Consider the following 11,818-nt stretch of genomic DNA (forward strand, 5'->3'; position numbering starts at 1 on the left):
ACCCTGTCGTCGTCAGCACACCGCGCAACGGCAGGAGCACGACGGATGGGTGCGTACCGCGCGATCGTCATCGGCCTCGGGGGGCTCGGCTCGGCCGCGCTGCACCGGCTCGCCACCGAGCTCGGTCCGGGGGTCCTGGGTCTGGAGCAGTTCGCGCTCGGCCACCACCGGGGCGCGTCCCAGGACCACTCCCGGATCATCCGGCTCGCCCAGCACCAGGACGCCTACGCCGCCCTGGCCGCACCCGCCTACCGGGCCTGGGCCGCCGTCGAGGAGGAGTCCGGCCAGCGGCTCGTCACCCGCACCGGCGGGCTGGTGATCGAGGACCGGGTCGCCCGGGCGGGCACCGCGACCGGCACCCGCAACATCGAGGGATACACCGCGCTGTTCGACCGCCACGGCGTCGCGTACGAGCTGCTCGACGCCGACGCCCTCACCGGGCGCTGGCCCCAGTTCCGGACCTCCGGCGGCGAGCAGGCCCTGTACCAGGAGGACTCCGGCATCGTCGACGCCGCGCGGGCGAACGCGGTGCACGTCGCGCTGGCCCGGGCGCACGGCGCCGAGGTCCGCCCGCACACCCCGGTCCGGTCGATCCGGGCCGACGGCGGCGGGGTCGCGGTCCTCACCGACGGGGGCACCCTGCGCGCCGACCGCGTCGTGCTGGCCGCCGACGCCTGGACCAACCAGCTGCTCGCCGGGGTCGGGCTGCGGCTGCCGCTCACCGTGCTGCGCGAGCAGGTCACCTACTACGCGACCCCGCACCTGGCCGAGTTCTCGCCCGGCCGCTTCCCGGTGTTCATGTGGCACGGCGAGCACAACTTCTACGGCTTCCCGGTGTACGGCGAGGTCGCGACCAAGCTCGGCCAGCACATGGGCGGCGAGGAGACCACCGCCGACGGCCGCTCGTTCGACCCCGACCCGGTCCGCCGCGCGCGCTACGACGCCTTCCTCGCCCGGCACCTGCCGCGGTTCCGCGGTCCGGAGCTGTACTCGCGGACCTGTCTCTACACCGTCCCGCCGGACCAGGACTTCGTCCTCGACACCCTGCCCGGCACCCCGCAGGTCGTCGTCGCCATCGGGGCGGGGCACGCGTACAAGTTCGCCGCGCTGATCGGTGGGCTGCTCACCGACCTCGCGCTCGGCACGGAGCCGGCGCATCCGGTCGGCGCCTTCTCCGCCACCCGGCCCGCACTGACCGACCCCGCCTTCCCGCGCAGCTTCCACACCTGAGCCCGCCCGTCCCGCGACGAGAGGAGACCCCCGTGAGCATCGACCTCCCGGTCACCCCGGGCCCGGCGCCCGCCCCCCACGACGCCCTGCCCGCCCGGCCGGTCGACCCCGCCACGTTCGGCGACGAGGCCACCTACCGGCACACCCGCCTCCCCGTGGACCAGGCGTCGACCCTGCTGCCCGACGCCTACACCTCGCCGGAGTTCTTCGCCCTCGAACGGGAGCGGGTGTTCGCGACCGGCTGGGTCGCGGTCGGCCTCACCGCCGACGTCGACCGGCACGGCGCCTGCGTCGTCGTCGAGGTCGCGGGGCGGTCGGTGATCGTCACCCGCAACCGGCACGGTGCGCTGCGCGCCTTCCACAACGTCTGCCGCCACCGCGCCACCCGGCTGCTCGACGCCGACGCCCGTGAGGTCGGCAGGCGCGGCCGCATCCGCTGTCCGTACCACAGCTGGACCTACGACACCGACGGCGCGTGCCTGGGCACCCCGCTGTTCGAGGGCTCCGACGTCCCGGCCGGGCAGGAGCCCGTGTTCGACACCTCGGTCGCCACCGGCTTCGACCGCGCCGACCAGGGGTTGCTCCCCGTCGCCGTCGACAGCTGGGGGTTCCTGCTGTTCGTCCACCTCGGCCGCGACCCGGGCCCGTTGCGCGAGCAGCTCGGTGACCTGCCCGCCCGGTTCGCCGACCACCGGCTGGAGGCCTGGTCGCCCCGCCGTCGCCGCCGCTACGACGTCGCGGCCAACTACAAGCTCGTCGGCGAGAACTTCATGGAGTACTACCACCTGCCGTGGGTGCACCCCGAGCTCAACCGGGTCTCCCGGTTCTCCGACCACTACCGCTGGCAGGGCCCCGGCATGTACACGGGCATGTGCACCACCCCGGTGTCGCGCAACACCGAGGCGGGCGGCTGGGACGGCCCGGCGCCGCTGAGCACGCTCGGCCCCGACGACGCGGACAGTGGCCGCTTCGTCTGGCTGTTCCCCAGCTGCGCGCTGGTGGTGCTGCCCAACCACGCCTTCGTGCTGCTCAACCGCCCGGTGGCCGCCGACCGGACGGAGGAGACCGCGGTGCTGCTCACCCACCCCGAGTTCGTCGACGACGAGGACGGCCGTGCGGGGCTCGACCAGCTCGAGGCGTTCTGGGACCTGGTCAACCGCCAGGACCTGGACATCGTCGAGCGGGTCCAGCAGGGCCTGGCGGACCCGGCCTTCCGCGGCGGCCGGATGTGCTTCCGCTTCGAGGAGCCCGTCCACCGCTTCCAGAACATGGTCGTCGACCGGATGGTCGGCCTCGACCGGGTCCCGGCCGGCGACGACGTCACCGCCGTGCGGATGTTCCCGGACCCGAATACTGTCGTCTGATACCTGTCTTGTGACAGCTATTGGGTGTACCGTGACGGCGTGGACGACGACCAGGAGACCCGGCTGTTCGAGCTGGCCGACCGCATCCTCGCGGTCGGCAGGCTCATCCACGCGTCGAAGGAGCCCGCGTTCGCCGGGCAGAGCTGGACCCCGCTGGAGAGCGCGGTGATGCGCGTGGTCGACCGGGAGCCGGGCATCACCGCCGGTGCCGTCGCCCGGGCGACCCGGCTGATCTCCAGCAACACCAGCCGCGCGCTGCGCAACCTCGAGGCCAAGGGCCTGGTGCGGCGCGTGCCCGACCCCGACGACGCGCGCCGGGTCCTCCTGTACCCGACCGACCGCGCCGAGCAGAACCTGCGCGAGCTGCGTCGCATCTGGAGCGAGCTGCTCGACGGGGTCGCCGACGACCCCGCGGGGATCGACACGGCCGTCGTCCTGCTGCGCCGGATCGAGAACGGGCTCGCCGGCGACCCCCGCACCCACACCCAGGAGCAGACATGACCGACCGCACCGCACTCGTCGTCGGGGCCTCGCGCTCACTCGGGCTCGCCCTGGCGGGCGAACTCGCCGAGCGGGGGTTCGACGTCGTCGCCACCGTGCGTGGTGAGACCCCGGAGGCCCTCGCGGCACTCGCCGACCGGACCGGGCGGGTGACCGTCGAGCACCTCGACATCACCGACACCGGGCAGATCGACGCGCTGCGCGAGCGGCTCGGCGACCGCCGGATCGACCTGTTGTTCGTCAACGCCGGCATCACCGACGCCGACGTGCCGGCCGCCCAGGTGCCCACCGAGGTGTTCGTCGAGGTCATGGTGACCAACGCGCTGAGCCCGATGCGGGTCGTCGAGGGGCTCGCCCCGCTGGTCCCGCCCACCGGCACGATCGGTGTCATGTCGTCGCGGCAGGGCAGCATCGGGTTCAACACCCGGGGCGGGCACGAGGTCTACCGGGCGAGCAAGTCCGCGCTCAACCAGCTCATGCGCAGCTACGCCGCCCGGACGGCGCAGGACCCGCGCACGCTGCTGCTCCTGCACCCGGGGTGGGTGCAGACCGAGCTGGGCGGCCCCGGGGCCCGGCTGACCGTCGCGGAGAGCGCGCGCGGGGTGGCCGAGGTCCTGGTGGGCCACGCGCACGACGGCGGCCTGCAGTTCCTCGACCACACCGGAGCGGTCGTCCCCTGGTGAGCCCCGGCACGCCTCACGGTCAGGACAGGTGCGACACCTCCGGCCGGGACTTGTGGCTGTCGTCGTCGCCGACCGCTCCCTGGGCGCCCCGCGGGTCGCACTCCTCGCTCCCGGCCACGCCGAGCCGGACCACCACCGACTTCGACGCCGGCTGGTTGCTCTTCAGCGCGGTGGCGTCGAGCGGGACCAGCGGGTTCGTCTCCGGGTAGTACGCCGCCGCGGTACCCCGCGGGACGTCGTAGGCCACCAGGCGGAAGTCGGACGCGCAGCGCACGTGCTCGTCGCCCTCCCAGCGCGTGATCAGGTCCACGTGGTCGCCTTCGGAGTACCCGAGCGCCGCGATGTCCTCGCGGTGGCAGAACACGACCCGGCGCCCGCCCTCGATGCCGCGGTAGCGGTCCGACAGGCCGTAGATGGTGGTGTTGAACTGGTCGTGGCTGCGCAGGGTCTGGAGCAGCAGGTGCCCGTCGGGGACCTCCAGCACCTCGATCGGCGACACCGCGAACTCGCCGCGTCCGGACCCGGTCTCGAAGGTCCGCGAGTCCCGCGGCGGGTGCGGCAGCACGAACCCACCGGGGCGACGGACGTTCACCTCGTAGCTCTCGCAGCCGGTCACGACGCGGGAGATGTGGTCGCGGATGCGGCGGTAGTCCCCGCGCATCGCCGCCCAGTCGATGCCGTACCGGTCGCCCAGGGTGGCCTCGGCGATCCCGGTGAGGATCGCGACCTCCGAGCGCAGGTGCGGGCTCGCCGGCGGCAGCGGGCCGCGGGACGAGTGCACGGAGCACGTGGAGTCCTCGACCGAGACGAACTGCGGTCCGGACTCCTGGACGTCGCGCTCGGTCCGGCCCAGGGTGGGCAGGATCAGCGCGGTCCGGCCGCCGTGCAGGTGCGACCGGTTGATCTTCGTCGAGATCTGCACGGTCAGCCGGGTGCCGGTCAGCGCCGCGGTCGTGACGTCGGTGTCCGGTGCGGCCTGCAGGAAGTTGCCGCCGAGGCCGACGAAGACCTTGACCTTCCGGTCACGCATGGCCCGGATGCTGTCGACGGTGTCCAGGCCGTGCTCACGGGGCGGGTCGAACGCGAACTCGGCCTGCAGGGCGTCGAGGAAGGAGTCCGGGACGCGCTCCCAGATGCCCATGGTCCGGTCGCCCTGGACGTTGGAGTGGCCGCGGACCGGGAAGAGCCCGGCGCCCGGACGGCCGATGTTGCCCTGGGCCAGGGCGACGTTGACGACCTCCTTGATCGTCGCGACGCCGTTGCGGTGCTGGGTCAGACCCATCGCCCAGCAGAAGACGGTCTTGCGCGAATCCCGCAACAGGGCCGCGGCCCGGGTGATGTCGGCCCAGGACAGCCCGGTGGACCGGGTGACGGCGTCGCGGTCGATCGAGGCGACGTGGTCGCGCCAGGCGTCGAAGCCGCTGGTGTGCCGGTCGAGGAACTCGTGGTCCAGTGCGTCCCACTCGACGAGCAGTGAGCCGATGGCCTGGAACAGCGCGAGGTCGCCGTTGACCCGGACCGGCAGGTGGAGGTCGGAGATGTCGGTGCCGCGTCCGAGGACGCCCGTCGGGGTCTGCGGGTTCTTGAACCGCATCAGCCCGGCCTCGCGCAGCGGGTTGATCGTGAGGATCGTGGCGCCGTTGCGCTTGGCGTGCTCGAGCTGGGTCAGCATCCGCGGGTGGTTGGTGCCCGGGTTCTGCCCGGCGATGACGATCACGTCCGCCTCGAGCAGGTCGGGCAGCGTCACGCTGGCCTTGCCGATCCCGATCGACTCCTGCAGGGCGATCGAGGTCGACTCGTGGCACATGTTCGAGCAGTCGGGCAGGTTGTTCGTCCCGAACGCCCTGGCGAAGAGCTGATAGACGAACGCGGCCTCGTTGGACGCCCGGCCGGAGGTGTAGAAGGTGGCCTCACCGGGGTCGTCCAGGGCGTTCAGCTCGTCGCCGATCAGCCGGAACGCCGCGTCCCAGCCGATCGGCTCGTAGTGGGTCCCGCCCGGTCGCCGGACCATGGGGTGGGTGATCCGGCCCTGCTGGCCGAGCCAGTACTCCGACCGCTCGTCGAGCTCGGCGACGCTGTGGCGGGCGAAGAACTCCGGGGTCGCGCGCCGCGTCGTCGCCTCCTCGGCGATCGCCTTCGCGCCGTTCTCGCAGAACTCGGCCACCGAGCGGTGCCCGGGGTCGGGGTCCGGCCAGGCGCAGCTGGTGCAGTCGAAGCCCTCGGCCTGGTTCAGCTTGAGCAGCGTGCGCGCGGTGCGGGACGGTCCCATCCGCTCCAGCGACCGCTTCATCGACACCGCGACGGCCGTCGCCCCGACGGCGTGGTCCTCGGGCGTGCCGACCTCCAGGTCGGCCTCCGAGTAGTCGTCGCTGTGTCCGTCCATGGGGCTACCTCCGCGTTCGACGACCGTCGGGCGGCGCCCCGTCGGGGGCGCGCCCGCTGTGGACGCGCTACCCGGCCGGAGCGATCCCAACCGTCCACGGACCCGATCGGGGCCGGACCGGTGGCGTGCGCCGGGGCCGCCCCGGGGGAGGAGGATCACGCAGGGTAACCGGTCGGCGGTCCGTCGACCACCGGTCGTCCCGGTCGCCGCGCCCGGCGTCCCCGGTCGCCCGGTTGTCGTGGCGGGCAAACGGATCCGCCTCGTCCTGCGGCGGTCGATCGTTGTCCGAGACGTGGTGCACGCCGACCGGGAGCCCGGCGTGCGGCACCGGCCGGTCCGAGGCGCGTCGCCCCCGCCAGGGCGGTCACGTCCCGGACCGGCCGTCCCCTCGGCCGGGCGTCGTCCGACGATCGCGGGGCCGAGCCCGCACCGGCGCAGCACGCCTATCGGATCCGAAGGAGCCTCAGGTGGACATCCTCGACGTCCGGGACGAGCTGTTCCGGCACCGCCCCGCACGGGCCGACATCGGACGCGCGGAGGCGGCGACGACACTCCGGTTCGCCTGCGCCGGGACCCTCGACCGGACCGTCGGGGCGTCATCGGTCCCGGTGCTGGACGTCCCCGCCGGGTGCGCGCGCGCCGTCGGTCGCCTGGCCCGGCAGATCACCGACCTGTTCGAGATCCCCGTCGTCCGGCTGTCCGCCGAGTCCCTCCGGGTCGTCGCACGGGTCCCGGAGCTGGCCCGCCGCACCCGGCTGTGCGACAGCACCGGCCGCTGGGTCCGCGGCCTGCCGCCGCCGGTCGTCGCGGGCGACGACGCGGTCCTGGCCGGGGCCTGGCGCGCCGCGTTCCTGGCGGCCGGGGCGCTCGGCGGCCGCGGCCGGGCCGGGCTGGAGCTGCTCTGCCCGTCCCCGGAGACGGCGATGGCGCTCGCCGGAGCGGCCCGGCGCCTCGGCGTCGCCGCGCTGACCCGCCCCGGCACCCACGGCGACCGCGTCGTCGTCCGCGACCCCGTCGACGTGCGCGCGGTGCTCGGCCGGATGGGTGCGCCGCGCGCGGCGCAGGCGTGGACCCCCGACCTGCGGCGCGGGACCGGGGAGGTGCCGGTCAGCGGCGCCCTGCACGACGCCAACCGGGAGCGCGCCTCCCGGGCCGCGGCGACGACGACCCTGCGCGTCCAGGCGCTGCTGGCGGACCCGCCCGCCGGGGTGCCCGAGCGACTGCTGGCCACCGGCCTGCTGCGGGCCCGCAACCCGGAGCTGTCGTTGCAGGAGCTGGGCCGCCTCGCCGACCCGCCGATGACCAAGGACGCGATCGCCGGGCGGCTGCGCCGGCTGCTCGAGCACAGCGAGCGCCTCACCCGCTGAGCGCCCTGCCCGACGGCCCGGCCCGCCGTCGCTCAGCCGCGGGCCGCGGCGACCCCGGCCGCGGCCAGCGGTGCGGTCGCCTCGCCCACGGTCGCGAACCCGTCGCCGCGGGTGTCGCCGCGCAGGTGCCGGGCGTGGATGCCCTCGGCGATGACGGCCACCTTGAGGTAGGCCAGGCCGCGGTGGAACGCCCAGTCCCGCGGCTCGCGCCCGGACGCCGCGGCGTAGCGCTCCACCAGCTCGTCGGCACCCGGCATCCGGGGGCTGGTGGAGGCCGCGGCCCCGGCCAGGACCGGGGCGAACACGGGGTCGCCGTAGACGACGTGCAGGGCCAGGTCGGCCAGCGGGTCGCCGAGGGTGGCCATCTCCCAGTCGACCAGGGCGCGCACCACGGTGGGGTCGTCGCGGTCGAGGATGGCGTTGTCGATACGGAAGTCCCCGTGCACGACGGTGTGGTCGCTCTCGGCCGGGCAGGTCGCCTCGAGCAGGCCGTGCAGGGTGTCCACGTCGGGCAGCTCGCGGGTGGCGACGCGCTGCCACTGGCCGTACCAGCGCTCGACCTGGCGGCGCAGGTACCCGGCGGGGCGGCCCAGCTCGGACAACGGGCCGATGGCGACGTCGACGGCGTGCAGCGCGGCGAGGGTGTCGACCAGGGAGAACGCGGTCGCCCGCACGCCTGCGTCGTCGAGGGCGGCGAGGTCGTCCTCGCTGCGCACCACGATCCCGTCGACGAACCCGGTGAGCGCGAACGGCACCCCCAGCACCGACTCGTCGGCCAGCGCCACCGCCGGCGCGACCGGGACCCCGGACCCGGCGAGGGCGGCGACGACCCGGTACTCGCGGCCCATGTCGTGCGCGGACGGGGTCAGCGTGCCGAGCGGGGGGCGGCGCAGGATCCAGACGTGTTCCCCGTCGGTGACCCGGTAGGTGAGGTTGGACCGCCCGCCGGAGACGAGCTCGGCGGTGAGCCCGCCGCGGTAGCCGTCGACGTGCCGGTGCAGGAACGCGTCCAGCGCGGTCAGGTCCAGGCCGTCGGGGCTCATCGGGTGGCCCGCGCCACGGTGCGGCGGGCGATCGACCAGCGGTGGGTCTCCGAGGGGCCGTCGTAGATGCGGAACGGGCGCACCTCGCGCAGGAACCGGCCCAGCAGCACGTCCCCGGAGACGCCGCGCCCGCCGTTGAGCTGCAGGGCCCGGTCGACGACCCGCCACACGGCCTCCGCGGTGAAGGTCTTGGCGATCGAGACCTCCATCCCGGCGGGGCGGCCCTGGTCGAGCTCCCAGCAGGCGCGCAGGATCAGCCCGCGCGCGGCGGCGATGTCGATCTCGTTGTCGGCGATCATCGCCTGCGCCATCCCGAGGTCGGCCAGCCGTGACCCGAACACCTGCCGCTCCGCCGCCCAGGCCACGGCGATGTCCTGGGCGCGGCGCGCGATGCCCAGCCAGCGCATGCAGTGGGTCAACCGGGCCGGGCCGAGGCGGACCTGGGCGTAGCGGTAGCCCTCGTCGACCTCACCCAGCACGGCGTCGTCGGTGACGCGGCAGTCGGAGAACCCGACCTCCAGGTGCCCGCCGTAGAGCGACTCGTCCAGCGTCGGGATGTGGCGGCCGATCGTCATGCCGGGGTTGTCGGCGTCGACGAGGAACATCGTCGCGCCACCACGGTCCCCGGGCACGCCGCTGGTCCGGGCCATGACGATGGCGAACGCGGCGCCGTCGGCGCCGGTGATGAACCACTTCCGGCCGTCGATCCGCCAGCCGCCGTCGACCCGGGTCGCCGTGGTGGACAGCGCGTCGGGGTCGGACCCGGCGCCGGGGGAGGGCTCGGTCATCGCGAAGCACGAGCGCACGCCCCCGGCGGCGAGCGGGGCGAGGTAGCGGACCTTCTGGTCCTCCGAGGCGACCCGCTCGAGCAGGTGGATGTTGCCCTCGTCGGGCGCGGCGATGTTCAGCGCGATCGGGCCGAGCAGCGAGTACCCGGCCTCGGTGAACACCGCGGCGCGGCCGCACATGTCCAGGCCGTGCCCGCCGAACTCGGGGGCTGCGTGCGGGGCGAACACCCCCGCGGCGCGGGCGGCGTCCTGCAGCCGGACCCGCTCCCGATCCGACGGCAGGACGCCGTCGTGGGCCTCCTCGACCGGGACCACCACCTCCCGGACGAAGCGTGCCGTCCGCTCCGCGAGGTCCTGCACGTGCGCGTCCTGGGCGAGGTCGACCGCCATGTCTCCTCCATAGGCTAATGACTGTTAGCCAACTTGTAGCAGCATCGTGGCAGCCGAGGACAGCGCCGGGAGCCGCATCTCACATCACGGCTATAGACTGCTAGCCGTGCGGAGCGATCAGATCCGGTCGGCGGCGCTGGCGGAGTTCGCCCGCCGCGGCTACGAGGCGACGACGATGGCCGACATCGGAGCCGCCGTCGGGATCCGCGGGCCGAGCCTCTACAAGCACGTCCGCTCCAAGCAGGAGCTGCTCGCCTCGGTCATCGACGCCACCATGGACGCGCTGATCCGCGAGCACGACGCCGCGGTGGCCGGGATCGACGACCCGGTCGAACGGCTGCGCCGCGCCGTCGAGGCGCACGTGCGCTTCCACGCCCGGAACCGGGTGGAGGCCTTCGTCGGCAACCGGGAGCTGCGCAGCCTGACCGAGCCGCACCGGTCGGAGATCCTCGCCAGACGCGCCGACTACGAGCAGCGCTTCCGGCGGTTGATCGCCGACGGCGCCGACGCCGGGGTGTTCTCGGTCGCGTCGCCGCAGCTCGCGTCGTACGCGATCCTCGACCAGGGGATGGGCGTCTCGGTGTGGTTCCGCGACGACGCGGGCCCGGGGGAGAACGAGGTCGCCTGGCAGCTCGCGGAGTTCGCGCTGCGCCTCGTCGGGGCCGGGCCCGCCGCACTCAGGCCCCGGTGAACCGGGGCCGCCGGCGCTCGGCCAGCGCCCGCGCGCCCTCCAGGATCGGCATCCGGGCGTCCGGCCCTGGACCGCCGGGGTGGGGACACGGACCGTCGTCACCCGGGCCGGCGTGGTGTCCGCCGACGCCGACCGGGTCACCGCCCTGCTCTACTTCACGCAGGAGGCCGTCCGCACCGGCGAGCCGCCGCGCACCACCGCGGGCCGCGCCGAGGTCACGGTCCAGCGGGTCGACGGCCGGTGGCTCGTGTCCGACCTGCGCAACTTCTAGGCGAGAAGGAGACGTGACCCCATGACGGGTGTCGAGGTGAAGGTCGAGGGACTGACGAAGTCCTTCGGTCGGGCCAACATCTGGTCGGACGTGACCCTGACGCTGCCCGCGGGTGAGGTGTCGGTGCTGCTCGGACCGTCGGGTACCGGTAAGTCGGTGTTCCTGAAGTCCCTGATCGGGCTGCTGAAGCCGGAGCGGGGGTCGATCGTGATCGAGGGCGTCGACCTGTGCAAGTGCTCGGAGTCCGAGCTGTACGAGATCCGGAAGCTGTTCGGGGTGCTGTTCCAGGACGGTGCGTTGTTCGGGTCGATGAACCTGTTCGACAACATCGCGTTCCCGTTGCGGGAGCACACGCGCAAGTCGGAGTCAGCGATCCGCGACATCGTCATGGAGAAGATCGACATGGTCGGTCTGGTCGGTGCCGAGGGCAAGCTGCCGGGTGAGATCTCGGGGGGTATGCGCAAGCGGGCGGGGTTGGCGCGGGCGTTGGTGCTGGATCCGAAGATCATTCTGTTCGACGAGCCGGACTCGGGTCTGGATCCGGTGCGGACGGCGTATCTGAACCAGCTGATCATCGATCTGAACGCGATGACGGATTCGACGTTCCTGATCGTGACCCATGACATCAACTCGGCGCAGACGGTGCCGGACAACATCGGGTTGCTCTATCGCAAGCACCTGGCGATGTTCGGTCCGCGGGAGGTGTTGTTGACCTCCGACGAGCCGGTGGTGGCGCAGTTCCTGAACGGGCGTCGGGAGGGTCCGATCGGGATGTCGGAGGAGAAGGATGCCGCGCAGGCCGCCCGTGAGATGGAGGAGGCGGGTGAGCTGGAGGGTCGTCCGCCGATGAAGCCGCAGCTGGTGGCGTCGACCGGGATGCCGGATCGGCAGGCGGTGCACCGTCGTCGTGAGCGGGTGCAGGAGATGCTGCACGAGTTGCCGTCCTCGGCGCAGGAGGCGATCCGGGAGCAGTACGCCGACGCCGACGCGGCGTCCACCGGTCCGTCGCGGGACGGGACGACCCGGCAGGAGGTGCGGGCGGGGGCGGGCGACGACTGGCCGACCGACGTGCAGCCTCGGGTGCGCGGCTGAGCCGTCGTCAGAGAT

General features: G+C 73.6%; 11 protein-coding genes. 8 read left to right on the forward strand and 3 right to left on the reverse strand.

The window, feature by feature from the left end:
* Window positions 1-45 precede the first annotated feature (45 nt).
* Genes solA through KPF22_RS09110 form a run of 4 tightly spaced genes read left to right on the forward strand, consistent with a single transcriptional unit; the run spans window position 46 to window position 3,778 of the window.
* Complete coding sequence (gene solA, locus KPF22_RS09095) at window positions 46-1,230, forward strand: N-methyl-L-tryptophan oxidase (RefSeq protein WP_224401734.1); 1,185 nt, start codon at window positions 46-48, stop codon at window positions 1,228-1,230.
* Between the two features lie 32 nt (window positions 1,231-1,262).
* Window positions 1,263-2,594, forward strand: a complete 1,332-nt coding sequence (locus KPF22_RS09100) for an aromatic ring-hydroxylating dioxygenase subunit alpha (RefSeq protein WP_224401735.1) — start codon at window positions 1,263-1,265, stop codon at window positions 2,592-2,594.
* 39 nt (window positions 2,595-2,633) lie between these two features.
* Window positions 2,634-3,095, forward strand: a complete 462-nt coding sequence (locus tag KPF22_RS09105) for a MarR family winged helix-turn-helix transcriptional regulator (RefSeq protein WP_224401736.1) — start codon at window positions 2,634-2,636, stop codon at window positions 3,093-3,095.
* The gene (locus KPF22_RS09110) at window positions 3,092-3,778 is read left to right on the forward strand and encodes an SDR family oxidoreductase (protein ID WP_073577358.1); all 687 of its coding nucleotides are present in this window, start codon (window positions 3,092-3,094) and stop codon (window positions 3,776-3,778) included. The genes KPF22_RS09105 and KPF22_RS09110 overlap by 4 nt, the downstream gene beginning before the upstream one ends.
* 19 nt (window positions 3,779-3,797) lie before the next feature.
* Here the strand turns inward: KPF22_RS09110 and KPF22_RS09115 are convergent, their stop codons facing one another.
* A complete protein-coding gene (locus KPF22_RS09115) occupies window positions 3,798-6,161 on the reverse strand; it encodes an FdhF/YdeP family oxidoreductase (RefSeq protein WP_224401737.1) in 2,364 nt (787 codons plus the stop codon).
* A 467-nt stretch (window positions 6,162-6,628) separates the two neighbouring features.
* Here KPF22_RS09115 and whiA point away from each other — a divergent pair, with 467 nt between their 5' ends.
* Complete coding sequence (whiA, locus tag KPF22_RS09120; RefSeq protein ID WP_208826472.1) at window positions 6,629-7,528, forward strand: DNA-binding protein WhiA; 900 nt, start codon at window positions 6,629-6,631, stop codon at window positions 7,526-7,528.
* A gap of 32 nt (window positions 7,529-7,560) precedes the next feature.
* On the opposite strand, the gene KPF22_RS09125 is transcribed toward whiA, so the two are convergent.
* Both KPF22_RS09125 and KPF22_RS09130 read right to left on the reverse strand, forming a co-directional pair.
* Window positions 7,561-8,571, reverse strand: coding sequence for a phosphotransferase family protein (locus KPF22_RS09125; protein ID WP_208826475.1), 1,011 nt, complete (start codon window positions 8,569-8,571; stop codon window positions 7,561-7,563).
* Window positions 8,568-9,749, reverse strand: a complete 1,182-nt coding sequence (locus KPF22_RS09130) for an acyl-CoA dehydrogenase family protein (RefSeq protein WP_208826477.1) — start codon at window positions 9,747-9,749, stop codon at window positions 8,568-8,570. The genes KPF22_RS09125 and KPF22_RS09130 overlap by 4 nt, the downstream gene beginning before the upstream one ends.
* Window positions 9,750-9,855: 106 nt before the next feature.
* Here KPF22_RS09130 and KPF22_RS09135 point away from each other — a divergent pair, with 106 nt between their 5' ends.
* The 3 genes from KPF22_RS09135 to KPF22_RS09145 all read left to right on the forward strand — a co-directional run bounded on the left by KPF22_RS09135 (window position 9,856) and on the right by KPF22_RS09145 (window position 11,803).
* On the forward strand, window positions 9,856-10,440 hold the full coding sequence (locus KPF22_RS09135; protein WP_208826479.1) for a TetR/AcrR family transcriptional regulator: 585 nt from the start codon (window positions 9,856-9,858) through the stop codon (window positions 10,438-10,440).
* Window positions 10,441-10,519: 79 nt separating this feature from the next.
* Complete coding sequence (locus tag KPF22_RS09140; protein WP_224401738.1) at window positions 10,520-10,711, forward strand: hypothetical protein; 192 nt, start codon at window positions 10,520-10,522, stop codon at window positions 10,709-10,711.
* Window positions 10,712-10,732: 21 nt separating this feature from the next.
* A complete protein-coding gene (locus tag KPF22_RS09145) occupies window positions 10,733-11,803 on the forward strand; it encodes an ABC transporter ATP-binding protein (protein ID WP_224401739.1) in 1,071 nt (356 codons plus the stop codon).
* The last annotated feature ends 15 nt before the right edge of the window (window positions 11,804-11,818 follow it).

The sequence above is a fragment of the Pseudonocardia sp. ICBG1034 genome, assembly GCF_020131375.1.
In the GTDB taxonomy this organism is placed as follows: Bacteria; Actinomycetota; Actinomycetes; order Mycobacteriales; family Pseudonocardiaceae; genus Pseudonocardia; species Pseudonocardia alni.

Excerpts from the sequence above, each read along its gene's own strand:
- solA (WP_224401734.1), top strand. The coding sequence starts at position 46 with ATGGGTGCGTACCGCGCGATCGTCATCGGCCTCGGGGGGCTCGGCTCG.
- KPF22_RS09110 (WP_073577358.1), top strand. The coding sequence starts at position 3,092 with ATGACCGACCGCACCGCACTCGTCGTCGGGGCCTCGCGCTCACTCGGG.
- KPF22_RS09115 (WP_224401737.1), bottom strand. The coding sequence starts at position 6,161 with ATGGACGGACACAGCGACGACTACTCGGAGGCCGACCTGGAGGTCGGC.
- KPF22_RS09125 (WP_208826475.1), bottom strand. The coding sequence starts at position 8,571 with ATGAGCCCCGACGGCCTGGACCTGACCGCGCTGGACGCGTTCCTGCAC.
- KPF22_RS09130 (WP_208826477.1), bottom strand. The coding sequence starts at position 9,749 with ATGGCGGTCGACCTCGCCCAGGACGCGCACGTGCAGGACCTCGCGGAG.
- KPF22_RS09145 (WP_224401739.1), top strand. The coding sequence starts at position 10,733 with ATGACGGGTGTCGAGGTGAAGGTCGAGGGACTGACGAAGTCCTTCGGT.